This window comes from Pseudarthrobacter sp. C4D7 (assembly GCF_013359725.1).
Taxonomy (GTDB): Bacteria; Actinomycetota; Actinomycetes; order Actinomycetales; family Micrococcaceae; genus Arthrobacter.
This window is the reverse complement of record NZ_JABFMW010000011.1, coordinates 82992-105061: the sequence shown is the minus strand read 5'-3', so window position 1 is coordinate 105061 and position 22070 is coordinate 82992. Positions and strand designations below refer to the sequence as shown.

Here is a 22070-nt window from a genome sequence, read left to right as displayed (position 1 = left end):
TGGCCCAGACCTTGCCGTGCCGGTTGCCGAAGCCCTGGGTGCCGGCGGCGAACAGCAGGGAAGAATCATGCCCGGTGCGGCCGTGCCGCCCGGTCCGGACCCAAGTGCCCTGTTGGATCCGGTGGCGCTGGGGCTGGCGTTCCCGGCACCAGCGCCCGGTCAGGTCCAGGAGTTCGACGGCGTCCGGCGCCACCGGCAGTACGGTTGCCAGTTCATCCACCTGGAACGGGGTGGTTCCGTCGTTGGTGACGGTGTGGCGCAGTTCCAACAGCCCGCCGGGATGCAGCGTGAGGATGGATTCGACGGAGAGCCCGGCGTCCGGATCGGACTGGTCGATGACGGCGGTGTTGCCATCGGTGCTCGCTGCCAACGTGCGGAGGCGGGGTGAAAAGTCCAGACCGGAGACGCCGTCGGCGATGCGGTGCCCGCGCAGACCGGGGCGCCCACGCCAACTGGAGGAGGCCTGCGGCAGGAGGCCGCCAGAAACCCTGGCGTCGATGGCGGAGTGGGGGACTGGCTCACCGAGGATGGCCAGGTCCGGCAGGGTGTTGCCAAGATCCGCGCCCCAATGGATGACCTCGGCCTCCTCGCTGTCGAAGCTGACCACCAGGCTGGTGCCGGCGGAACGGAGGTGCAGGGGGTCCATAGGATCTCTTTCGGTATTTCCAGTGTGCGTACGGTGACGCGGTACGGGTAGCTCAAAGGGGGAAAGGGGGCCGGGGACCGCCGTTGCGAGGAAGGGAACGGCGGCGCCCGGCGGATGGCTGCGACCACATACGCAGCCGCATCTGGGAGTTGGAGGCTACTTGAAGAGGGCGTTGACCTGTTCGTTAGCCGCCGTCAGGGAGCTGGCCGGGGCCTTGCCGGAAACCACTGCGTCCATGGCGGGTTTCATGATGCCCTTCACCTTGGCCGTGTTGTCCGTGATCGGGTACAGGAAGGTGGTCTTGTTCTTGACCTGTTCGGTGAACGCGGTGACGTCGACGCCCTTGGCCGTGAATGCTTCAGCGGCTTTATCCGAGGACGCCTTCAGTGCCGGGAACACCACGGCCTTGGAAGCCACGACGTCCTGGCAAGCCGAAGAAGCCAGGTATTCGACCCATTTAATAGATGCGTCCTTCTTCTTGGTCCCGGCCCAGATGGAGTCGGCGAGGCCGTTGAACATGGACGCGCGCTTGCCCTCCGGCCCCACCGGGGTAGGTGCAATCCCAACTTCGATGCCCTTGTAGCCGGTGTACTGGCCGATCATCCACGAACCGTGGGCGTTGATGGCGGACTTTCCGGCGGCGAAGGTGTCAGCCATGCTGGCGCCGACCGTGGTCTCCAGCATGGGCATGTAGCCCTTGTCAGCCATCCCGGCGAACCAGGTCATGCTTTCCTGGAACTTGGGGTCGTCGTAGTTGTAGTGGGTGCCCCACGGGTTTTTGTCCGTGTGGGACCAGCCGGTGGTGTTGGTCAGGTAACTCCACTCGGTCTGGCCGGAGGAATCGCCGCCACCGTTCAGGCCCAGCCCGTAAACGGCCACGTTGTTCTTGTCGAACCCGGGCTCGTCGCCGCGCTTGCCGCTCTTGTCCACGGTGAGGTGGGCGATGACCTTTTCGTAGCTGCCGCCGTCCTGGGGGTTCCACGTAAGGCTCTTCATTTGGTCTTCGGAGATACCGGCATCACTGAGCATGGCTTTGTTGTAGAACAGGCCGATGGTGTCCCAGTCCTTCGGAAGGCCGTACCGCTTGCCGTCCTGGCCAACCCAGAGGTCGGCGAGGCCGTCGTTGTAGGCCGAGAGGTCCACTTTGTCCCTGCTTACAGCGTCATCGATGGCGAGGAGTTGCTTGTTCTTTGCCAGTTCGCCGTACCGTCCGAGGTGGTCGGTGAACACATCGGGGGCGGTGCCGCCGACGAAACCGTTGGTGAGGGTGCTCCAGTAATCGTCCCAGCCGCGTTGGGTGATCTTGACACTGATGTCCGGGTTTGCCGTGTGGAAGTCGTCGGCGCACTGCTGGTAGGCGGGGAGCTGGTTGGCGTCCCACAACCAGTAGTTGATCTCGCCCTTTGCGGATTCGGCGGAGCCGCCGTTACCGCAGGCGGAGAGGGCCAGGACTGCTGCGGCCGCAGCAGCGATCGCGGTTGCTTTCTTCTTCATGACAGGTCCTTTCGGGGTGGATCCGGGCAGGCCACCATGGCCCGCGCAGAGCTAACGGAGTGAAGCGGGTGAGCTATTTGATGCCGGAGAAACCGATGGAGTTGACGATCTTCTTGCCGAAGGCGGCGAAGAGGATCAGGACGGGCAGGGCTGATACCAGCGTGGCGGCCATCAGACCGGACCAGTCCGGAGCGCCTTGGGGCGATTGCGATTTGAAGACGCCGAGTCCAACCTGCAGGACTCGTACATCGTCCTGGGAACCGACCAGCAGTGGCCAGAAGTATTCATTCCACTGGCCGATGAAGGTGAGCAGTGCAAGGGTGGCGATGGGGGCGGCGGCGTTGGGGAGCACAATCTGGAAGAAGATGCGAAGGTGCTTGGCGCCGTCGAGCATGGCCGCCTCCTCCACCTCGCGGGACATGTTCAGGAAGAACTGCCGCAGGAAGAAGATGGCGAACGGGGTCATGAAGACGTAGGGCAAGACCATTCCGAGCATGGTGTTCAGCAGGTCCAGGTTCTTGATCAGCAGGAAGTTGGGCAGCGCCGTGAAGATCGGCGGGACCAGCATGGTGCCGAGGAAGAGGCTGAACACGGCGTTGCGGCCCTTCCACCGGAGCCGTGCGAAGGCATAGGCGGCCATGGCGCTGAAAAATACGGCGCCGGCGGTGGTGATGGAGGAGAAGACCACCGAGTTGCGGAGGTAGACCCAGAAATCGATGGCTGCGCCGGAGCCGCCTTCGGCAACTGCTTCAGCCGGCGTCTGGAGTCCGAAGACGCGCTTGAAGGCGCCCAGGGTGAAGTCTGCCGGCAGGAGGCTGCTTGCGTTGCCGGCCAGGGCGTTGTTGGTGGACAACGCGGTCCGCAGCACCCACAGGAAGGGCAGGACGGAGACGGCGATAGCCAGGATCAGCAGGGCCCAGGCGCCGGTACGGCCTGCATTGAAGCGGGGCCGGGATGGACGACGGCGGCCGGCGGGTTTTGCGAGCGGGGCGCGGCTTGCGGTGGTGGTCATGGAGGACTCCTTAGTCCAGGTCCGACTCGTTACCCTTGAGGAACTTCATCTGGATGAAGGCCACCAGGGCGAGGATGATGAAGAGAATGACGGCGATGGCCGATCCGTAGCCGAAGTCCGACTCGGTGAAGGCCCGCTGGTAGATGTAGTACTGGATGACGCGGGTTGCGTTGACCGGGCCGCCGCCGGTGGTCACCGCGACGGTGTCGAAGACCTGGAAGGATCCGATGACGGTGACCACCAGGACCAGAACCAGGACCGGACGCAGCAGCGGAATGGTGATTTTGCGGAAGGTCTGCCACGCCGATGCGCCGTCCAGTTTTGCCACCTCATAGACGTGTCCCGGGATGGACTGCAGGCCGGCGAAGATGAGGAGCGCCGTGTAGCCCATGTGCCGCCACGTGTTGATCACCGCCTGGGTGGGAATTGCCCACTCTTCGCTGCCGAAGAACGCCACCCTGGGCAACCCGGCCCACTCGATGAACTGGTTCACGACGCCGATCTGGTAGTCCAGCATCCAGAACCACAGCAGAGCTGCGATGACGTTGGACATCAGGTATGGCAGGAGCAACGTGCCCCGGATGAGGGTGGATTTGGCCACGTTGTGCATCAGCAGCGCGAGGCCAAGGGCCAGGGCCGTCTGCAGTGCGATGTTCAGGAACACGTACTGGCCGGTGACGGCCAGCGAATTCCAGAACAGTGGATCCTTGGCAATTGCCTGGTAGTTCTCCATCCCGATCCATTCCGGCTCACCCAGGATGTTGTACTCCGTGAAGCTCAGATAGATGCCGCGAATTGTTGGCAGGACGTAGAAAACGACGAACCCGATCATGGCCGGAGCAATGAACAGCAGCGCAACCCTGAGGTCTCCAAACCGGCGGTGGCTGCCCCGTGGCCCGGATGAGAAAGCAGCCCGTGAAGCGGAACGGGAGCGTGTGGCAAGGGTGGTCATCTTCGACCCTTTCCTGACTGTGATGAGGATAACTACTGCCGAAGAATCTATACGAGTAGAAATCCAGGCGCAAGATCTTTTCCCTGTTTTACATTGGATCTTTCTCTTCCCGGCCAAGTCTGCATTGACCCGAGTAGATTCTGGTGCGAGACTACGTGGACAGTAAAACGGGGACGATCGGTCCAAGGAAAGGCAGCAAAACAAAGATGTTTTCAATCGGTGTAGTAGGCGCCGGCCAGTTCGGTGGCCAGTTCGCCCACCTGTTCAACCTTCACCCCGGTGTCAGTGCCGTGCACATTGTCGACGAGCTTCCGGAGCGGGCTTCGGAAACCGTGGACCGCTACGGTCTCGCGGGCGCAAAATCAAGCTTCGAGGAACTCCTGGCCTCCGATGTGGACGCCGTCGCCATCTTCACGCAGCGCTGGACGCACGGACCCCTGGTGGAACAGGCACTCAGGGCCGGCAAGCACGTCTATTCAGCCGTCCCCATGGCGATATCCGAGGACGAGATCGCCCGCATCATCGACGCGGTGCGGGACACGGGCCTGGTGTACATGATGGGGGAGACCAGCTACTACAACCCGGCCACCGTCTATGCCCGGGAGCAGCACGCGGCCGGGAACTTCGGCCGGATCTTTTATGCTGAGGGCGACTATGTCCACGACATGGACCTTGGCTTTTATGACGCCTACCGGTACAGCGGCGGCGAACGGTGGAAGGAAACCGCCAGCTACCCACCCATGCTGTATCCCACCCACGCCGTCGGCGGGGTACTGGGTGCCATTCCCGCCCATGCCGTCAGCGTCAGCTGCGTCGGAGTCAAGGATGACCGCAATGACGGCGTCTTCGACAAGGACGTCAGCATGTTCAGCAACGATTTCTCCAACGCAACGGCGCTGTTTGAGCTGAACGATGGTGGAGTTATGCGCACCAACGAAATGCGCCGGGTGGGCTACCCCTCCCATATCCGGGAGTCCCGGTTCCGGTTCTTCGGCACTGAGGCCAGCTTCGAGCAGCTTGCGAAAGTCACGGTGTGGCAGGACAAGCGCAACGTCCACGACATTTCGGAGCAACTGGAGACCCGGCCCAGCATCTCCCTTGACGATCCGTCGCTCGCTAACGTGGCGCCGGAACTGAGGGATGCTTTCGTTTCCGGCCTCGCGCCGGTCCACGACCCGAAGCGACTTCCCGAGGAGTTCCTGGGCGCGCCGAACGGGCACGAGGGAAGCCATCATTTCCTGGTGGATGACTTCGTCACGGCTGTGAATAATGGCACCCTGCCGCCTGTTAACGCCTGGGTGGCCGCCCGTTTCACCCTCCCCGGAATAGTGGCCCACCAGTCTGCTTTGCACGGCGGCGTTCGGCTTCCCATCCGTGACTTCGGCGATGCGCCGGGTACTGCTCATACCTAAGATGGACAGCATGACTTCTCCGGTAGCCCAAGCCACACGGGGCCCTGTGACCCGCAAGGACGTGGCCAGATATGCCGGCGTGAGCACCGCCGTCGTCAGTTATGTAGTTAACAAGGGTCCCAAGAAAGTCGCCCCCGCGACCGAGGCAAAAGTCCAGGACGCCATCCGCGTCCTGGGCTACCGCCCCAACGCCGCAGCGAGGGCACTGAAGCTGGGATCCACCGAAACCATCGGGCTTGTCATCCCCGATAACGGCAACCCGTTCTTTTCACTGCTGGCCCACGCTGTGGAGGATGCGGCCGCGGAACTCGGGTATGCGCTGCTCCTCACCAATTCAGACGGAAACCTCACCAAGGAACGCAGGAACATCCGCAACCTGGCATCCCGGCAGGTCGACGGCGTGATCCTGTCCAGCGTACTGATGGAACCAGACCTCGCCGACCTTGAATCGGCAGACATACGCACGGTCCTCCTCAACCACAGCGCCGACGCCCCGGGCTTCAACAGCGTCGGCGTTGACCTGTTTGCAGGGGCCAAATCCGCGGTCGAGCACCTCATTGGCCACGGACACACCACTATCGCACTGGCAATGGGAACGAACGCAGGGAACTTCCTCGACGGACGCGAACAGGGATGGTTGCAGGCTCTTACTGAGGCTGGCCTCCCTGAAGGTCCCATCGTCCGAAGCCTCTTCACCAGGGCTGGTGGATACGCTGCCGGTCAGCGGCTGCTTGCGTCAGCAATCCAACCCACTGCGATTTTTGCCAGCTCAGACATGCAGGCAATCGGCATCATGCGGGCACTGCATGAAGCCGGTCGGTCAATTCCCGACGACATCGCCATAGCCGCATTCGACGGATCCGAGGAGGCGGAGTACACCTGGCCGCCGCTGACCACAGTAAAACAACCGGCACAGGCCATGGCAAAAGCCGCTGTCAGCGCCCTCATTGGAGGCCGCCGAAACGTCAACTCCGAACACTTGATCTTTCCAACAACTCTGCAGGTACGGCAATCCTGCGGCTGCCGACGGATCTGACTCCCAATCGGCGGCTGCCGTAGCAGATTGGGTTCCCGAAAAGCGGGCCGCAAAGAAAACACCCAAGGGCCGGCAGCCCGTACCGTCACTCGGTTGCACGTGCCCTCAAACACGCGCCTTCACGGGGCCAATTCGTAACCGATGAGCCAGTGCAGACCATAACGGTCGATGACCTGGCCATCAGCCGCACCCCATGACTTTACGCCAAGCGGATCAACCACCCGGCCGCCGTCAGACAGCATGTCGAACCACCCGTGAAGAACTGCAGGTTCGGAGGTTCCCAGCAACGAGAGCATCAACCCTTCCGACCGCACCGATGCCTGGCCAGCCGCCGCGTCCGCTCCGGCCACGGCGACTGCCCCGGACAGCACGCCATGGGCTATCGCGTCCGCTGGTCCGTCGTCCCGGTTGAATTCCTGATAACTGAACAGGGAAAGCTCGCCGCCGAAGACGTCCGCATAGAAGCGGAGGGCTTCACGCGCCGTACCGGGAAATATGACATAAATTTGCGGCGCCGTCATGGCCACAGCATACACAGCGACGACGGCAGATCCGCCGGACGGGTTGGGTCTGGCGAGACCCGGATTCTTCGGCGGGGCAGACGGCCACCTGTGGAGGTGTCCGTCCTATTGTTCAGGGGTGGAGTGCACCGCGGGGACCCGGCATCGGGGACGGAAGCCCCGGCAGGCTTCGAGGCACTGGCGTCGCGGCTGTATGGCTGCAAGCAAAAATGAAAAGGCCCCGCGGCCGTCAGGACTCTGCGTATAGGGCTAGCCTGTACGTAAGACGGCAGGTTCGTTCGCTTTTCGACAGAGACCTGGGGGTTAGGTAACTGTTCTCCTTTTCACGGTGGGGCCAGGGTGGCAGCAGGAGACTAACAATCGCCTTCGGGTTTCAGGGGCCGGATGAACGGAAGCGAATATGGCCACTGGCCATCAACCCGTTTTGGCGTCGCCTTCTTTCGGGAGCGTATTCGTTGTGACCGGTGAAGAGCTCGTGGGCCGGGGTCTGCGGGGGCTGTTGTTGGACAACGGGTTCACCGTTGCCGGCGAGTCGGGCTCTGTCCGTCAGGCGGCGCGGCGGATCCCCGCGCTGCGTCCCGACCTGACGATCATTGACGATGACCTTCCCGACGGCTCCGGTGCCGGGCTGTGCCGAACTATCGCAGCCGCAGATGCCACCATCCGGTGCGTGCTGATGACAGGTGAAACCGACGAAGCCGTGCTGATCGGGGCGATCCTGGCCGGAGCGTGGGGATGTCTGTCGCAACGGGACGACAATGAAGAACTGCTCAGGCTGATCCGGAGGGCAATGCAAGGGTACACAGCCTTCAGTCGTCGGTTTCAGACCGGCATCCTGGCCCCGATCCACGCCGACGGGAATAACGGGCCTGACGGGCGGTTGGGGATGCTTTCAAAGCAGGAAATGAAAGTGGCGGCAGGGGTTGCCCGTGGGTTGACCAACGGACAAATCGGACAGGAAATGTTCCTGGCCGAAAAGACCGTGAAGAACATGGTCTCCTCTGTGCTGATGAAATTCGACATGGCACGAAGGACCGAGGTCGCCATCTTCGTCTCCGGAGAACTCGAAGACACAGGAGACCCTGCACGGGAGTACCGGCGCAGCCGTGACCCGGACCTGATCGCGGAAGTCACCGCCGCGCTGATTATCTGCACCAGCGAGGCAGGCAGCATGCCGCCGTCGCACAGCATCCTGCTCTTGGACGCCATGCGGCTTGCTGACGCCTTGGCCGTTACCCGCCCCCGGACTCACGCCGCAAACACCCGCAGGATGAAAGTTGTAGGCCCTGAGGAACGGACATCAGGGCCGGCAGACCCCTCTGGCACAGGCAGCGCGCCCGGCCGTGACCCGCACTGAACGGGCCGTGCAGTTTCGCCGCGGTCATGCTCCTGGAGACCGTTCAACCGCGGAAATACGGCCGGCTAGCGGAACCCCGCGCTGGCTACCCTGCCCACGTTGAGCACATCCTTCAGCATTGCGAAGGCCGCGCCCTTGGGGCTGGAGCGCCCGCCCTGGACGGTGATGTCCCCTGCGTCCGGGCAGCTGAAAACCATCGCCTTCTCCGGGCCGGCAATGGCGAAAAGCGGGTCTCCCGCCGGCACGGCTTCCAGGCGGACCGTCACCACCATGGGGCGTTCAAGCGACGCGGCCGCCACAGCGCGTAAACGACGTCCGGACCCGGCGGCAGCCAAGGCCGTGGCAGCCGTGGAAAAGGCAATGGGCTCCGTCTCCACCGCGATGGTGGAAACGTCCCAGTCCCAGAGGAGCCCGGCGATAAGCCGGACTTTCGTGGCTGAATCCTTCCCGGACAGGTCCGCGGACGGGTCTGCCTCCGCGATGCCGCGGCGCTGCGCCTCCCGGACTGCGGACTCCAGCCCGGCACCGCGGGCAAGTTCATCCAAAACAAACGTGGACGTTCCGTTGGGGCAGGCCCGGACAGCGTTGCAGCCCATGCCCCTCAGCGCGACGCGGGCCATGTCCGCCGTGGGGAGCGCGGCGCCGGTGGCCCCTGAGATGCGGATCCGGCTCCCGCCCTCGGCAGCCGCGCGCTCCAGGACGCGCCAATGGCTCAACACGTGGCTTTTGGTTGCTGTCACCACATCCACCCCCTCCGCAAGGCGGCAACCGCTTCCTGCAGAGCGCGCGCGTGGGCCTCCGGCGACGAGGGCAGGGCCTGGACCAGCACGGTGGCGCCGGTCCGGGCCAGCGTCGCCCCGATGGGCTGAAGCCGGCCCCACGAGGAGCGCTCCGGCACAGCGGAACCCGGCGTCAACAAAGCCTCGGCAGTGTGGCCCCGGACGGCGGCGACCTGCACCAGCGGACCCTGCTCCAGGACAGCATCGAGAAACGCATGCCCCACGGCGCCGAAGCCGGACAGGACCAGCCGCACAGGTTCCACCATGGGTCCTACTTCTTCGTCATCCTGTACCGCTCGATCTGCCGCAGCCGCCGCAGGAGGCTGTCCCGCCGCGGGTGCGGTACGGCGTCGGGCTCTTCCGCGGTGAGGTCGATATGCCTGGTGCCGTACTGCCAGAGGAGAAGGTCGTCCAGGAGCCGGTCCGGTCCGGGGGAGTAGCGGTGGTCCAGGGCCTTGCGGACCTCCGTGATCTGGTTGGCGCTGAGCAGCCCGGCCAGCTGCATGGTCTGGTTGAGCCCGTGCGCGGCCAGGAGCTCCGCGGCCCAGCCCCAGTCATCGTCCACCTTGCGGTCCACATGCGGGAGCAGGGTTCGCCAGACGTCCCGGATGCGGTTGGGCGTCAGCGGAGCCGCGCCTTCGCCGTCCATGTCCCAGTAGCCGCGGACTTCCTCATAGCTTTCATGAAGGTCGGAGAACGCCGTTTCCACGGTTTCCAGCATGGCCGCCGTGGCCGTGAACTGCCGGTCGAAATGCGGTGTCCACGCGCGCGGGTCCTCGGCCTTGAACCGGATGTCGTGCTCGATCTCGCTCCACGCGTGGGCAAAGATGGTGCGGATCTGGCACTCGAAGAAATAACTGCCGTTGGGCTGCAGGTCCGGATTGAAGACCTTCTGGTACTCCTTGACGGCTTCATTCTGGATGGTGCGCAGGATCAGGTGCCGGCTGGAATACCCGTACGTGCCGGACTCGATGGAGCCGATGTCCTTTTCGCGGTCGCCGCGGCAGTCGAAAAGCTGGCGCTGGCGCTTGATGATATTGGCCACGGCGGCGTTTTCTGCCGGCAGCTTGGTGATCACCCGGATGCCCACCATGTCATTGAGCGTGCGGAACGGGTCCGGGAACTTCAGGAGCCTCCGCCCACCCGGTTCCAGCGGCTCCTCGGTGCGCGAGATCTTTTCCTTGAAGGATTCCACCGTCTTGGTCCGGCCGGTGACGAACAGCGGCGTGACCTCACTGCCCTTCAGCATGTCCCGCATGATCAGCAGGACATCCCGGGTCACCAGCTTCAGGGCAGGCCGCACACGCTCGTAGATCTCCACGTTGTGCTGCACCGACTCCCGCAGCGGTGCGTCCAGACTTTCCCAGTTACTCGCCATGGGTCCAGCTTACGGCTGGGCTCCGACAGAACGACGGCGGCGCGAAGCCGTCCCGTGGCGGCGGTGCCGTTGCGTACCCGCGCCAATCCCCCTTCCGCCTCGGAGGCTGCCAGGGGACGCGATAGGGGGCCGGCAGGGGGCGCCAAAGTGTTGACGCGCCGCACGGGGACGCCTAGATTCCTTCCCAACTGGGGGCAGCGGCACTAAGCCGCCGGTACAGGTCTGGTCGCCGCGAAGGCACACGAATTTTCCATCCGGCGGCGTGAGCGTCAATACAGTGAGCGGGGCTCCCTGTCGCCTGCACTTTCCAGGGACTGCAACCATGACAAACCTGACCAGGACACGGCGCATTGCCGCGGCAGCAGTGGCGCTGATCGCAGCCGGTGGGGCCGGTATCAACGCAGCACAGGGGTCACCCCATGACGGCCCGGGGCACTATGCACCTGGTGCCGCGGGAAGCGGGGACCCCTACTTTCCCTCTGCTGGCAACGGCGGATACGACGTCCTGCACTACGATCTCGACCTCCACTACGCGCCGCCGCGGCACCCCTCCGTGCTGGCCGGGAAGCTTACGGCGGAGGCAACCATCACCCTCCGTGCCACCCAGGACCTGGACGCCCTCAACTTCGACCTGCGCGGGCTGGCCGTGACCGGCGTCGACGTGGACGGCAAGGACGTCAACCGCGGTGCCGGACCGGCCGAATGGACGCAGGTGCAGGACGACGCCAGCCGCACCTGGGAACTCACCGTGGGCCTGCGGCCAAAACTGAAGGAAGGCCAGGAGGCCACCGTCACCATTGATTACGGGGGCGCCACCGGCCGTCCCGAGGACACCACCGGGGCTCTCTACGGCTGGGTCACCACCGCTGACGGCGCCATGGTGGTCAACGAACCCGACGGCGCGCCCACGTGGTTCCCGGTCAACGACGACCCCGAGGACAAGGCCACGTACTCCTTCCACATCACGGTCCCGGAAGGGAAGACGGCGGTGGCCAACGGCCTGCCCGACGGCAGGCCCAGGACCAGCGGCGGATGGACCACGTGGAGCTGGGAAGCAGCGGATCCGATGGCCAGCTACCTGGCCACGGCCAGCGTGGGAGACTTCACCCTGTCCTACGGCAAGGGGCCCCACGGCCTGCCGATCATCAACGCGGTGGACCGCGATGTGACAGGACCGGACCTTGAAACCACCAACGCAGCCCTCGCCTTGCAGCCCCAGATGATCACGTTCCTCTCGGACCTGTTCGGACGCTACCCGTTCGAAGCTTTCGGCGCGATCGTGGACGACGACTCCGTCGACTACGCCCTGGAAACCCAGACCCGTCCCGTCTATTCAGGGGTTGCTGAAGAGGGCACGGTTGTCCACGAACTGGGCCACCAGTGGTTCGGCAACAGCGTCAGTCCGGCGGACTGGAAGGACATCTGGCTCAACGAAGGCTGGGCAACCTACATCGAGTGGCTGTGGGCCGGGCACACCGGCAAGGCAACGGTGGCCCAACAGTTCGCCGACACCGTAGCGGAACTGGACAGCGGGAACCTTTGGAGCATGGACATCACCGATCCCGGACGGGACAACCTGTTCTCCGGGCCCGTCTATCTCCGTGGAGCCGCCGCGCTCCACGCCCTCCGCGCCAAAGTGGGGGATGAGGCGTTCTTCGCCGGCGCCAGGGAGTGGCTGGAACACCATGCCAATTCCTCCGCTACCACCGAAGATTTCGAAAAAGTGATGGAGGACGCCTCCGGCCGGCAGCTGGGCGCGTTCTTCAACGACTGGCTGCGGGAAGGTGACCGGCCGGCGATGCCGTAGTGGAACCGCGCACCACCAGGGACGTCTCCAGGGTGACGCCGCCGTGTTCCAGCGGCTTGCCCTCCATGAGCAGGCGGAGTTGCTCGCCGGCCCTCTGTCCCAGGGCAGTGGCGGGCAGGTGAACGCTGGTCAGGCCCGGGTTGCTGGTGGCCGAATAGGGCAGGTCATCGAACCCGGCCACGGCCAGCTCCTCCGGAATTCGAACGCCCTCCACGCGGGCCTCCTGAAGGACACCATATGCATGGGTGTCGGTGGCACAGGCGACGGCGGTTACCCCCGCATGCTGCCATTCCGGCCAGGCGTGGGCGAACGCCGCCGCCGCCTCCCCGACGTCGATGGTGGTGCTGATGATGCGCTCCGGGGTGACGGTGATGCCGCGCGCTGCTGCCTCCGACAGGAATGCCGCGCGCCGCACCGCGAACGTCTCCGTGCCGGTCACGCTGTCCACATAGGCCGCTTCCCGGTGCCCGGCGTCCGCCAGGTGCGCCGCCAGCTGGCGTGCCCCGCTGGCGACATCCAGGTTCACGGAGGGCGCGTAGGCCTCCAGCCCCGGTGCGTCGAGCAGGACAAGGGGCGACGGCGACGCGAGGTCTTCGAGGAATCCCGCGTTGGGTGCGTCCACCAGCAGGCCCGCCGGACGCAGGGACATCAGCCGCCGCACGTCGTCGGCCTTCGGAAATTCGCCGGCCTCGGTGACGGACAGCAGCAGCTGGTACTGCGGGCCCAGGGATTCCCGCACGCCGGCGATGACCTTGGCGAAGAACGGGTTGGAGATGTCCGGCGCCACCAGGATCACGACCGAGCTGACGCCTTTGGCCAGGGAACTGCCGATGCCGTCCACCACGTAGCCCAGTTCCGCAATGGCGTCACGCACCCGGGAGATGTTGTCTTCGGCCACCCGGCCGGCCGTCTTGCCATTGGCCACCAGGGACACCGTGGCCACCGAAACACCGGCCCGCGCGGCGACCATCGCCGCCGTCACCCGCCGCGGCCGCGGACGTTGCTGCTGCACCTGTTCCCCGGAATCCATACGTTGATCGTAGTAGCCCCCGGACCCCAGCGGGCCCGGCCCGGAAAGACCGGCCCGGCCAAGGCTGCCGACTTCCATGCCAGTCAAGGCATCAAGCGTTTGACGTGCGATGATGCCGAAGCCACGTCAAGCGTTTGACGTAGGCCACAGAATGCTGCCATGATCACTCCCGGAATACTGAAACCCCTGCCTCCCCGGCAGGCCCCAATGACGTGGAGCACCATCGTGGAACCTCATCCCCCAGCGAATCAGTCCCGGACGAACCCGGCAGGGCCCAGGAAGATCATTCTGGACTGCGACCCCGGCCACGATGACGCCGTGGCCCTCCTGCTGGCGCACGGCAACCCCGACATCGAACTCCTGGCCGTCACCACGGTGGTGGGCAACCAGACCCTCGAAAAAGTCACCCGCAACGCCCTGGCCGTCGGCACCATCGCCGGCATCACCGGCGTCCCCTTCGCCGCCGGCTGCCCCCGCCCGCTGGTCCGCAGCATCGAAACCGCGCCGGACATCCACGGCGAGTCCGGCATGGACGGCCCCGCGCTTCCTGAGTCCACCATTGAACTGGACCCGCGCCACGCCGTCGACCTCATCATCGACACCGTCATGGCGCACGAACCCGGCACCGTCACCCTGGTCCCCACCGCCGGCCTGACCAACATCGCCTTGGCCGCCCGCAAGGAACCGCGCATCGTGGAACGGGTCAAGGAAGTGGTCCTCATGGGCGGCGGCTACCACGTGGGCAACTGGAGCGCCGTGGCCGAGTTCAACATCATCATCGACCCCGAAGCCGCGCACATTGTCTTCAACGAGAAGTGGCCGGTGGTGATGGTGGGCCTGGACCTCACCCACCAGGCGCTGGCCACCCCGGACGTCGTGGAGAAAATCGCAGCGATCGGCACCGGGCCGGCGAAGTTCGTCACCGAACTGATGGACTTCTTCGCGCACACCTACAAGGACGCCCAGGGCTTCGACCACCCACCGGTCCACGATCCCTGCGCGGTCGCGTACGTGATCGACCCCAGCATCGTCAGCACCCGCAAGGTCCCCGTGAACATCGAACTCCAGGGCACGCTCACCCTGGGCATGACCGTGGCCGACTTCCGCGCCCCCGCACCGGCCGATTGCCACACCAGCGTGGCCGTGGACCTGGACCACGCACGGTTCTGGGACCTGGTCACCGACGCGCTGGTCCGCATTGGCGAGCCCGGCGCCGGTGCCACAAACACCGGCGCCGGCGCGTCCGACGTCGAACTCAACGAAGGTGCCCAGCTCACCGCCGGAGGGGTCAAGTAGATGGCCACCGCAACCATGACTGAAACCAGGACCGGCCGCGGCAACATCGCCGCCCTCATGACCGCACTGCTGGCCGCCTGCGTGGCGTTCCAGCTCAACGCCTCCATGCTCAGCCCCGCCCTGGTGACCATGGGCCAGGAACTCAAAGCGGACCAGGCCCTGATCGGGCTCTCCCAGACCTGGTTCTTCACCGCCGCCGCCCTGTTCTCCCTGTTCCTTCCGCGCCTGAGCGACATCATCGGCCGCAAGAAGGTCCTGGTGGGCATGATGCTGCTCATGGCCGTGGGCTCCGTGATCGCCGCGCTGGCCCCGGACATCACCTGGCTCTTCGTGGGCCGCATCATCCAGGGCGTCAGCGGACCCACCGTCCCGCTCTGCCTGATCATGCTGCGCTCCGCCGTCAGCAACCCCCGCAAGTACGGCACCCTCATGGGCCTCATCACCGCCGTCAACGGCGGCGTGGCCGGTGTGGACTCCTTCGTGGGCGGCTACTTCGCCGAGCACTTCGGCTTCCGCAGCATCTTCTGGCTGATGGTGGTCCTGGCCCTCGCGGCCACCGCCCTCATCATGTTCCTCGCCACCGAGAGCAAGCCCGGCGCCGGCACCCGAATGGACTGGCGCGGCGTGTTCTTCATCGTCGTCGCCGTGGGGGCCCTGCTTACCGCGCTCAACGAGGCCGCCAAGCTCGTGGCCGGATTCGACTCCGGCACGCTGATGCTGAGCCTGGCGCTGGTGCTGGTCTCCGCCGTCGCGTTCTTCGCCTTCTGGCGCACCGAACAGCGCGCCGCCCGGCCCATGGTGGAAACGGTGCACCTGCGCCAGCGCGCCACCTGGGCCCCGCTGCTCACCACCACGTTGACCATGACCGGCATCTTCGCCGTCATCAACGGCATCGTGCCCGCTTACGTCCAGGCCGCCGACCCCGGCTTCGGTGTGGGTCCCACCGAAATGTCGCTGATCATCCTCACCCCGTACGCCCTGCTGGGCTGGCTGGTGGGCCCGCTCAGCGGACGCCTCGCCCCTGTCCTGGGTTACACCAAGGTGCTGCGGATCGGGCTGCTGGGCAGCATCGCCGCGCTCGCCGTCATCGCGTTCCTGGGCCTGCACAGCCTGCCCATGATGATTGCCGGAACGGTCTTGCTGGGCATCATGTACGCCGGTACGGTCAACATCATGCTCAACGGACTCGGCGTTGTCCTCTCGCCCGCCGGCAACCCCGGCTTCCTCCCCGGCATGAACGCCGGCGCCTTCAACCTGGGCGCGGGCCTGAGCTTCCTCATCCTGCCCGCCGTCCTGGTGGCCACCTCCGCGCTGGGCGATGCGACGGCGTCGTACCTGACTGTCGTGGTGGTGGGCCTGGCCCTCACCGTGGCAGCGTTCGCGGCGTCGCTGCTGATTCCCAAGCCGGTTGAGGCCGAGGTGGCCGCATGAGTGCCGCGGCTGCCGCTTCGGGCCGGATCGTCGTCGTCGGCTCCCTGAACGCGGACCTCACCATCTACTGCGACCGGCTCCCGCAGCCCGGTGAGACGGTCCATGGCAACGGGTTCGCGGTGAATCCCGGCGGCAAGAGCGCCAACCAGGCTGTGGCCGCAGCCCGCCTGGGCGGGCATGTCAGCCTGGTGGGCGCCGTGGGGGAGGACGCCAACGGCAACATGCTGGAGGCGTCGGTGGCCGGGGCAGGCGTGGATGTCAGCCATGTGCGCACCTCCAGCGAGCCCACAGGCGTCGCCGTCATCGCGGTGGACGCCCGCGGGGAGAACAACATCATCATCTCGGCCGGTGCCAACGGCACCCTGTCTCCGGCCGACGTCGCCGATGCCGCGGACGCGCTGGAGGGTGCCGCCGTGGTGAGCCTCTGCCTGGAGGTTGGCATGGACACCGTGCTGGCCGCAGCGCAGGCAGGGCACGACGCCGGCGCAACAGTGCTGCTGAACCTGTCGCCGTATGCGGAGATCCCGGCAGCCCTGGCCGGCTTGGCGAACGTCCTGCTGGTCAACGCCCATGAGGCCGCGCTGTTCCTGGACTCCGAGGTTCCCGGGGCCGAGGCTCCCGCGGGCGAATGGGATGCCGTGCGCGAACGGTTCGCCGGGCGCGGCATCCAGCAGGTCCTGGTGACCCTGGGGTCGCAGGGGTCCGTGGTGCTGGACTCGCTGGCTCCGCACGGTGCCCGGGTGGGGCGGGTCCACCCCACCACGGTTGGTGCCGTGGACACCACCGGGGCCGGCGACGCGTTCACCGGTGCCGTCGCAGTGCGGCTGGCCGCGGGCGATGCGCTCGCCGATGCCGCCGCATACGCCTCCGTTGCCGCGGCCCTGGCCACCACCCGCAAGGGGACGCAGGCGGCGTATCCGGAAGCGGCCGACGTCGAACGCCGCCTCCGCACGGCCTAAAACCCTTGGCCTAAACCCCCGGCCGGAACCATCGAGAGCTCCCCACCGGCACAAAACCCCGTCGATTGCTCCGTACTTGTCGTTTTCGCGCCCCAAAACGACGTTTATGGAGCAATCGATTCCGGAAGGGCAACCCCTGTGTGGCGCGCGAGCTGCGCGAGCAGGGCGTCTTGGAACTGCGGGTCGGTGGCGGCCGCGTGCGGGGTTTGACGGTGGTGGTGGTACCAGTAGCCGCCGCTGGATAACGCGGCCGGGTCATCACTGGTGGCCAGCCACTCCTGGGTGCGGTGGCCCAGTTCCAGGCTGTCCGGGGCCGACCGCCCGCCCATCCGGGTGGGCACCCAGCCGGGATCCACGGCGTTGCTGGCGACGCCCGGAACCAGCCGGGCCACGGCTGCCGACAGCGCAGTGACGTGCAGCTTGGTGGTGGAGTAGGAAGCCGTCGTCGTGCGGCCTGCCCAGTCCAGGCCGGCCAGGCCGGTGTCGCCGCCGCGGTGCATGCCGCTGCTCAGGTAGATGAGACGCCGGGGTCCTGGCATGAGGGCGGTGAGCACGTAGGGGGCCACGACGTTCACCGGCAGCAGCGCCGGGCCGCTGAGGACGCCGGCGTTGTGAATCACGGCGTTGATCCCGCCGATTCCATTGACGTCCTCCGCGATCTGCCGGACATCCTCCAGGACCGAGAGATCCCCGATGACGCACTGCGCCCCGCGGTCCAGGAGGTGCCGGACGGCAGGGAGCCTTTTTTGAGAGCGTGCGTGCACGATGACGTCGTGCCCGTCCCGTAAGAGCGTGTCCGCCGCTGCGAGGCCCAGTCCGTCGGTGGACCCGGTAATGAAGACGCGTGCCATGTCCCTGCTCCCGCTGGTGGTTGTCCTGATTGTCACTTCGGAGAACACCTGGTCCACCGAGCGTGGGCCGAAGATGGTCCGTGTCACAAGGGTAGCGACCACCCGGCGACGCAGGCCCCCGGCACGGACGACCGTGCCGCGGGCGACGCTGACCTTATCCGGGCTGCGGCTGGCAGTAGGAGCAACCTGCCGCAGCCCTGGAGCTGGCTAGCTGCGCTTGCGGCGCAGGACCAGGGTCAGCAGTACGCCGAAGGCGAGGAACAGCAGGCCGACCGTCAGCAGGCCGGTGTCCACGCCCGTGTTGGCGAGGACCGTTGGCGCGGCGGAGTAGCGCAGCGCCATCTGAGCCGTGTTTCCTGCTGCCGCGCGGACCTCAGTGTTGCCTGCGGGGGCCCGGACTGCCGGAACTTCCGCATCCGGGGTGGTGACCGTGGGGGGATTAACCACGGGCGGGGTGACAACCGGGGTGGTCACGACCGGCGGGGTTACTACTGTGGCGGTCGAATCGCCCACCGTTCCAATCGAGGTTGCCCCAAGGGAGACCGGCAGCGTTATCGGGGCGACGATCTGGGTCCCGGAGAGGACGCCGTCGGTGCCGCTGGTGGATCCGGCGGGTGCACCAGCGGGTGCCGTCGTGGTGCCCGCTCCGGTTCCGGAGCCTTCCACGCTGGCCGCCGAATCGCCGATGAGGCCCACGGAGGTGGCGCCCAAGTTGATGGGGGCAGTGACCGGTGCCACCACCTGGGTTCCGGAGGCGATGCCGTCGGTGCCGCTGGTGGATCCGGCGGGTGCGGGTGCCGGTGCGGGTGACGTCGTGCTGCCCGCACCGGTTCCGGAGCCTTCCACGCTGGCCGCCGAATCGCCGATGAGGCCCACGGAGGTGGCCCCGAGGTTCACGGGAACGGTGATGGGCGCCACCACTTGGGTTCCGGAGGCGATGCCGTCGGTGCCGCTGGTGGATGCTGCGGGTGTGGTTGCCGGTGCAGGTGCAGGTGCAGGTGCTGCAGTGCCCGCGGTTTCGGTGCTGGCTGCGGAGTCGCCCAGCAGTCCGAGTGAGGTGGCCCCGAGGTTCACGGGAACGGTGATGGGCGCTGCCACCTGGGTGCCGGACAGCAGGCCGTCTGTACCTGAAGTGGTGTCGGCTGCATTGGCGGCAACGCCGCCAAGCGCCAAGAGGCCGCCTGCGAATGCGGTGCCAAGCAGGCACCTGCGAATGTTGCGATGACTCATTGGAATTCTCCTGAAAGTTGGATGGGCCTACTGCCTGGCCCTGGAAATGGCTCGTATCCCGCACGCGGAAGCGCAGCGGGGAGTGCCTCAACTAATCAGGAGAAGATCCGGGGTCGAATGACACCGGTGCAGGGGCCGTGAGTAACCGGCCGTGGACGGCATCTGTGACTGCCGCCGGGATGTGGAAATGGTTGGCGCTGAGATAACCAGGAGCCGTGGGCCCGCTGCCGCCGGAGGAGCCCGCGCCACCAGTCGTGGAAACCGGGGCGCTCGGAAGCGGTCCCACCGGCTCGTTGCCCGGGGCCGGGTCCGCGAAAGATGGTGGATCGGCGGTTGCTGATGCGTGCGCTGGTACGGTCAATCCGGTGTTCAGGCCGCTGGTGGACGTTCCAGGCTGGATGACCGGGGCCGCGGGCGCGATGACCGATGGCTCGTCCACGGCTGGGGCCTGCAGTGCTTCCGCGGCGGCGCCCGTCCCGTCCTGATCGTCTGGATTCGGCAATTCAGGGACCACGGGATCGGGGATGACGGCACTGGCGGGATCGGAAAGATCCGGAAGCTGCGGTGCGGTTACCGGCGGCGAGAGCACTGTCCCGGTCACTGGTGCCAGGACAGGATCCAGCGGGGCCAGCACCGTTTCCGTCACCGGAATAACCGTGCCGACCGTTGACTCAACGATTGTGTCGGCGGCGCCGGCGATGGGTTCGGCGATGGCTTGGACGGTACCTGCCGGTACGCCCGTCCGGACCACCGGAAGACTTTGGACGACGTCGTCAGCCAGGCTTGCGATGTCGCGCACCACTGGGGTCACGGACGGGGCGGGGATAAGGGAAGGGACCGCGGATGCCGGCGCTTCGGCCAGGCCGCCGTTCAGCGCAGCTGCGACGGGTTCCAGGACATCGCTGACCTGGTGCGTGGCATGGCTGGACGCTGAACTCAAGGAGGAGCCGACGGCGCCGAGAAGGGAATCCTGGGATGGGCCCGTGTCGGCCGATGCTGCGCCCGCTGAAATTGCGAGCCAGGACGTGGCGGCCGCTGCAGCGAGCAGAACGGGGCGAAGAAACGCCCAGCTATTGTTTTGTGACTGCACTTGGAACGCCTCCCCCCAGAGATCGTTACGTAAAGCAACGCTTTCCACCATAAACGCAGGTCGCTGCACAAGTCCAACGATTCGAGAAATCGGGAAGGATGAAACTTTTCCCTGCCCTGGAACGTTCAGGGCGGCGCGTTCTGCCGCCAGGGTCAGTCAGTATCTGTGGGGGCGGCGCGATGATCGATGGCGGCAGTGACCTCATCGATGCGGTCCATGGCGGCGTTGAGGTTCTCGACGGCGGCCCAAAGGTCAGGGTGCTGCCGGCGGACCTGCTCCAGGCCGGTGCCGGTGGAGCGGAGGGAACCGAGGTCGAAACTGACGTTGGTCCGGGCGCCGGCCACGGCAGCGCGGAGGGCCCCGAAAGCAACCACGACGTCCGCCACCAGGGAACGGTTGCCGCGCGTTGCCAGCCAGGACAGGTCGTCAATTGCGGCGGTGGCCCGTTTGCCAAGGACGGCGGAGGATGCGGCAGCTTTCACCGATGCGCTGCGGATTGCCTCGTCCCGTTCCGGTCCCGGATCCAGCCGGAAGGCGGCCCCGAAGGCTTTGGAGGCGGACGCATCGTCATCCGCCAGCTGCAGGGCTTCCCGGCGCAGCGCCTGTGCGCGGGTTCGGATCTCGGCCGCCTCCCCGCCGTCGTCGTTTCCGTCGCCGCTGTAACCGGCCACCATCGACGTCAGTGAGGCTGCCACCGCCAGCATCAGGCCGGTCCCGCTCCGCCCGGTGAACCTGTGGACTCCGCCAGCGCGCTGGTCCACTCCTCGACGGTGGAACCCTGGGTGGTTGCTTCAGCCTTTTCCATTCCAGGACCGTGCCCACAACGGCTGCCGGCTAAACGTCAGGCGCCGGGGATGGCCAAAAAAGCTCGCACACTGGCCCGGTTATGGCGGGCCGGGGCGCGCAAAACGGTGGACGCGCCGCCGTTGGCCACCCGAAAGTGGGCCAGTTTGATGCCCTGGCCTTGGATAGGACCGGTAGTGTCGGCAGGATGCAACGCCACCGCTATTCCTATGGCCCGGACCCCAGCCAGTGGGGGGAGCTCTTCCTGCCGGATCTTCCTGCGGGCGGCACGCACCGGGGCGTGGTGGTGGTGATCCACGGCGGCTACTGGCGCTCCACGTACGGCGCCGATCTGGGTGAGCCGCTGGCGAAGGACCTGGCCGGGCACGGCATGGCCGCCTGGAACCTGGAGTACCGCCGCGCCGGCAATGGCGGCGGCTGGCCGGGCACCTTCCAGGACATCCTGGCAGGCATCGACACGCTTGCCGCACTCGCAGGGCCCTACTCGCTGGACCTTGGCAGGGTGGTGGCGCTCGGCCATTCCGCCGGCGGCCACTTGGCGGTATGGGCTGCGGGCCGGGACCGGCTGGCTGGGTTGGGTGCGGAAGCCTGCCAGGTTAAAAACGCTAACGACGGCGTCCGCCTCACCGGAGTGGTCAGCCAGTCCGGCGTGCTGAACCTGGCCGAAGCCGAAAGGCTGGGCCTCAGCAACGGCGCGGTGGGCAACCTGCTGGGCGGGCCGTCGTCGGACTTCCCCGGACGCCACCGCACGGCCGATCCCATGGCCGCGCTGCCCCTGGAGGTTCCCGTCTACGCCGTCCACGCGACCGAAGATGCGGATGTTCCCCTTGCCATGTCCACAACGTACGTCGAGGCCAGCCGTTCCGGGCCCGCCCCGGCGCAGCTGGTGAGCGTACCGGGCGACCACTTCGCGCTGATCGATCCCGCCGCAGAAGCATATGTGACGTGCCGCGAACTGGTTGGAAAGCTGCTCGGCTGACACGAA

21 protein-coding genes are annotated in these 22070 nt (G+C 66.2%); 8 read left to right on the top strand and 13 right to left on the bottom strand.

Annotated features, from left to right (window positions below; all coding sequences use genetic code 11):
• The 4 genes from HNO81_RS10325 to HNO81_RS10310 form a co-directional block, all read right to left on the bottom strand.
• The coding region (locus HNO81_RS10325; protein WP_305791423.1) for a glycoside hydrolase family 36 N-terminal domain-containing protein at positions 1–646 on the bottom strand (646 nt) is incomplete at its 3' end.
• 156 nt (positions 647–802) lie between these two features.
• Complete coding sequence (locus tag HNO81_RS10320) at positions 803–2140, bottom strand: sugar ABC transporter substrate-binding protein (RefSeq protein WP_175318030.1); 1338 nt, start codon at positions 2138–2140, stop codon at positions 803–805.
• A gap of 73 nt (positions 2141–2213) precedes the next feature.
• Positions 2214–3152, bottom strand: a complete 939-nt coding sequence (locus HNO81_RS10315) for a carbohydrate ABC transporter permease (protein WP_175318029.1) — start codon at positions 3150–3152, stop codon at positions 2214–2216.
• Positions 3153–3162: 10 nt separating this feature from the next.
• A complete protein-coding gene (locus HNO81_RS10310; RefSeq protein ID WP_175318028.1) occupies positions 3163–4104 on the bottom strand; it encodes a carbohydrate ABC transporter permease in 942 nt (313 codons plus the stop codon).
• A 206-nt stretch (positions 4105–4310) separates the two neighbouring features.
• Between HNO81_RS10310 and HNO81_RS10305 the strand changes: the two genes are divergently transcribed.
• Positions 4311–5516: a Gfo/Idh/MocA family protein gene (locus HNO81_RS10305; RefSeq protein ID WP_175318027.1), complete on the top strand. Its 1206-nt coding sequence runs from the start codon at positions 4311–4313 to the stop codon at positions 5514–5516.
• Between the two features lie 10 nt (positions 5517–5526).
• Positions 5527–6552: a LacI family DNA-binding transcriptional regulator gene (locus tag HNO81_RS10300; RefSeq protein WP_175318026.1), complete on the top strand. Its 1026-nt coding sequence runs from the start codon at positions 5527–5529 to the stop codon at positions 6550–6552.
• Positions 6553–6671: 119 nt separating this feature from the next.
• Here HNO81_RS10300 and HNO81_RS10295 read toward each other — a convergent pair whose 3' ends face one another.
• Positions 6672–7073 carry a VOC family protein gene (locus tag HNO81_RS10295; RefSeq protein ID WP_175318025.1) on the bottom strand — a complete coding sequence of 134 codons (402 nt, stop codon included), beginning with the start codon at positions 7071–7073 and terminating at the stop codon, positions 6672–6674.
• A 457-nt stretch (positions 7074–7530) separates the two neighbouring features.
• Between HNO81_RS10295 and HNO81_RS10290 the strand changes: the two genes are divergently transcribed.
• On the top strand, positions 7531–8430 hold the full coding sequence (locus HNO81_RS10290) for a response regulator (RefSeq protein WP_371818218.1): 900 nt from the start codon (positions 7531–7533) through the stop codon (positions 8428–8430).
• 65 nt (positions 8431–8495) lie between these two features.
• Here the strand turns inward: HNO81_RS10290 and HNO81_RS10285 are convergent, their stop codons facing one another.
• Genes HNO81_RS10285 through HNO81_RS10280 form a run of 3 tightly spaced genes read right to left on the bottom strand, consistent with a single transcriptional unit; the run spans position 8496 to position 10587 of the window.
• Complete coding sequence (locus HNO81_RS10285) at positions 8496–9170, bottom strand: hypothetical protein (protein WP_217509286.1); 675 nt, start codon at positions 9168–9170, stop codon at positions 8496–8498.
• A complete protein-coding gene (locus HNO81_RS19980; protein WP_217509285.1) occupies positions 9167–9475 on the bottom strand; it encodes a hypothetical protein in 309 nt (102 codons plus the stop codon). Before HNO81_RS19980 ends, HNO81_RS10285 begins: the two co-directional genes overlap by 4 nt.
• A 5-nt stretch (positions 9476–9480) precedes the next feature.
• Complete coding sequence (locus tag HNO81_RS10280) at positions 9481–10587, bottom strand: GTP pyrophosphokinase family protein (protein WP_175318023.1); 1107 nt, start codon at positions 10585–10587, stop codon at positions 9481–9483.
• 322 nt (positions 10588–10909) lie between these two features.
• On the opposite strand from HNO81_RS10280, the gene HNO81_RS10275 reads away from it, so the two are divergent.
• Positions 10910–12394, top strand: coding sequence for a M1 family metallopeptidase (locus tag HNO81_RS10275; protein WP_175318022.1), 1485 nt, complete (start codon positions 10910–10912; stop codon positions 12392–12394).
• On the opposite strand, the gene HNO81_RS10270 is transcribed toward HNO81_RS10275, so the two are convergent.
• Positions 12351–13364 carry a LacI family DNA-binding transcriptional regulator gene (locus tag HNO81_RS10270; RefSeq protein WP_175318042.1) on the bottom strand — a complete coding sequence of 338 codons (1014 nt, stop codon included), beginning with the start codon at positions 13362–13364 and terminating at the stop codon, positions 12351–12353. The genes HNO81_RS10275 and HNO81_RS10270 overlap by 44 nt on opposite strands.
• A 267-nt stretch (positions 13365–13631) precedes the next feature.
• Here HNO81_RS10270 and HNO81_RS10265 point away from each other — a divergent pair, with 267 nt between their 5' ends.
• The 3 genes from HNO81_RS10265 to HNO81_RS10255 are packed head-to-tail and all read left to right on the top strand — an operon-like array spanning position 13632 to position 17110.
• A complete protein-coding gene (locus HNO81_RS10265) occupies positions 13632–14720 on the top strand; it encodes a nucleoside hydrolase (protein WP_371818219.1) in 1089 nt (362 codons plus the stop codon).
• A gap of 15 nt (positions 14721–14735) precedes the next feature.
• On the top strand, positions 14736–16151 hold the full coding sequence (locus HNO81_RS10260) for an MFS transporter (protein ID WP_175318021.1): 1416 nt from the start codon (positions 14736–14738) through the stop codon (positions 16149–16151).
• Positions 16148–17110 (top strand): ribokinase, encoded by a 963-nt coding sequence (locus tag HNO81_RS10255; protein ID WP_175318020.1) that lies wholly within the window; start codon positions 16148–16150, stop codon positions 17108–17110. The genes HNO81_RS10260 and HNO81_RS10255 overlap by 4 nt, the downstream gene beginning before the upstream one ends.
• A 104-nt stretch (positions 17111–17214) precedes the next feature.
• Here the strand turns inward: HNO81_RS10255 and HNO81_RS10250 are convergent, their stop codons facing one another.
• The 4 genes from HNO81_RS10250 to HNO81_RS10235 form a co-directional block, all read right to left on the bottom strand.
• Positions 17215–17961 carry an SDR family NAD(P)-dependent oxidoreductase gene (locus HNO81_RS10250; RefSeq protein WP_175318040.1) on the bottom strand — a complete coding sequence of 249 codons (747 nt, stop codon included), beginning with the start codon at positions 17959–17961 and terminating at the stop codon, positions 17215–17217.
• A gap of 207 nt (positions 17962–18168) precedes the next feature.
• Positions 18169–19191, bottom strand: coding sequence for a DUF320 domain-containing protein (locus tag HNO81_RS10245; RefSeq protein ID WP_175318019.1), 1023 nt, complete (start codon positions 19189–19191; stop codon positions 18169–18171).
• 91 nt (positions 19192–19282) lie between these two features.
• Positions 19283–20131 carry a hypothetical protein gene (locus tag HNO81_RS10240; RefSeq protein ID WP_175318018.1) on the bottom strand — a complete coding sequence of 283 codons (849 nt, stop codon included), beginning with the start codon at positions 20129–20131 and terminating at the stop codon, positions 19283–19285.
• 302 nt (positions 20132–20433) lie between these two features.
• Positions 20434–21042, bottom strand: coding sequence for a cyclodeaminase/cyclohydrolase family protein (locus HNO81_RS10235; protein WP_371818217.1), 609 nt, complete (start codon positions 21040–21042; stop codon positions 20434–20436).
• A 230-nt stretch (positions 21043–21272) separates the two neighbouring features.
• On the opposite strand from HNO81_RS10235, the gene HNO81_RS10230 reads away from it, so the two are divergent.
• Positions 21273–22064, top strand: coding sequence for an alpha/beta hydrolase (locus HNO81_RS10230; protein WP_175318017.1), 792 nt, complete (start codon positions 21273–21275; stop codon positions 22062–22064).
• Positions 22065–22070: the final 6 nt, after the last annotated feature.

What these genes read in the sequence shown, in the direction of transcription:
- HNO81_RS10255 (WP_175318020.1), top strand. Translation starts at nt 16,148, where the DNA reads ATGAGTGCCGCGGCTGCCGCTTCGGGCCGGATCGTCGTCGTCGGCTCC.
- HNO81_RS10280 (WP_175318023.1), bottom strand. Translation starts at nt 10,587, where the DNA reads ATGGCGAGTAACTGGGAAAGTCTGGACGCACCGCTGCGGGAGTCGGTG.
- HNO81_RS10305 (WP_175318027.1), top strand. Translation starts at nt 4,311, where the DNA reads ATGTTTTCAATCGGTGTAGTAGGCGCCGGCCAGTTCGGTGGCCAGTTC.
- HNO81_RS10315 (WP_175318029.1), bottom strand. Translation starts at nt 3,152, where the DNA reads ATGACCACCACCGCAAGCCGCGCCCCGCTCGCAAAACCCGCCGGCCGC.
- HNO81_RS10270 (WP_175318042.1), bottom strand. Translation starts at nt 13,364, where the DNA reads ATGGTCGCCGCGCGGGCCGGTGTTTCGGTGGCCACGGTGTCCCTGGTG.
- HNO81_RS10230 (WP_175318017.1), top strand. Translation starts at nt 21,273, where the DNA reads ATGCAACGCCACCGCTATTCCTATGGCCCGGACCCCAGCCAGTGGGGG.
- HNO81_RS19980 (WP_217509285.1), bottom strand. Translation starts at nt 9,475, where the DNA reads ATGGTGGAACCTGTGCGGCTGGTCCTGTCCGGCTTCGGCGCCGTGGGG.
- HNO81_RS10260 (WP_175318021.1), top strand. Translation starts at nt 14,736, where the DNA reads ATGACTGAAACCAGGACCGGCCGCGGCAACATCGCCGCCCTCATGACC.
- HNO81_RS10310 (WP_175318028.1), bottom strand. Translation starts at nt 4,104, where the DNA reads ATGACCACCCTTGCCACACGCTCCCGTTCCGCTTCACGGGCTGCTTTC.
- HNO81_RS10245 (WP_175318019.1), bottom strand. Translation starts at nt 19,191, where the DNA reads ATGAGTCATCGCAACATTCGCAGGTGCCTGCTTGGCACCGCATTCGCA.
- HNO81_RS10295 (WP_175318025.1), bottom strand. Translation starts at nt 7,073, where the DNA reads ATGACGGCGCCGCAAATTTATGTCATATTTCCCGGTACGGCGCGTGAA.
- HNO81_RS10320 (WP_175318030.1), bottom strand. Translation starts at nt 2,140, where the DNA reads ATGAAGAAGAAAGCAACCGCGATCGCTGCTGCGGCCGCAGCAGTCCTG.
- HNO81_RS10300 (WP_175318026.1), top strand. Translation starts at nt 5,527, where the DNA reads ATGACTTCTCCGGTAGCCCAAGCCACACGGGGCCCTGTGACCCGCAAG.
- HNO81_RS10265 (WP_371818219.1), top strand. Translation starts at nt 13,632, where the DNA reads ATGACGTGGAGCACCATCGTGGAACCTCATCCCCCAGCGAATCAGTCC.
- HNO81_RS10250 (WP_175318040.1), bottom strand. Translation starts at nt 17,961, where the DNA reads ATGGCACGCGTCTTCATTACCGGGTCCACCGACGGACTGGGCCTCGCA.
- HNO81_RS10275 (WP_175318022.1), top strand. Translation starts at nt 10,910, where the DNA reads ATGACAAACCTGACCAGGACACGGCGCATTGCCGCGGCAGCAGTGGCG.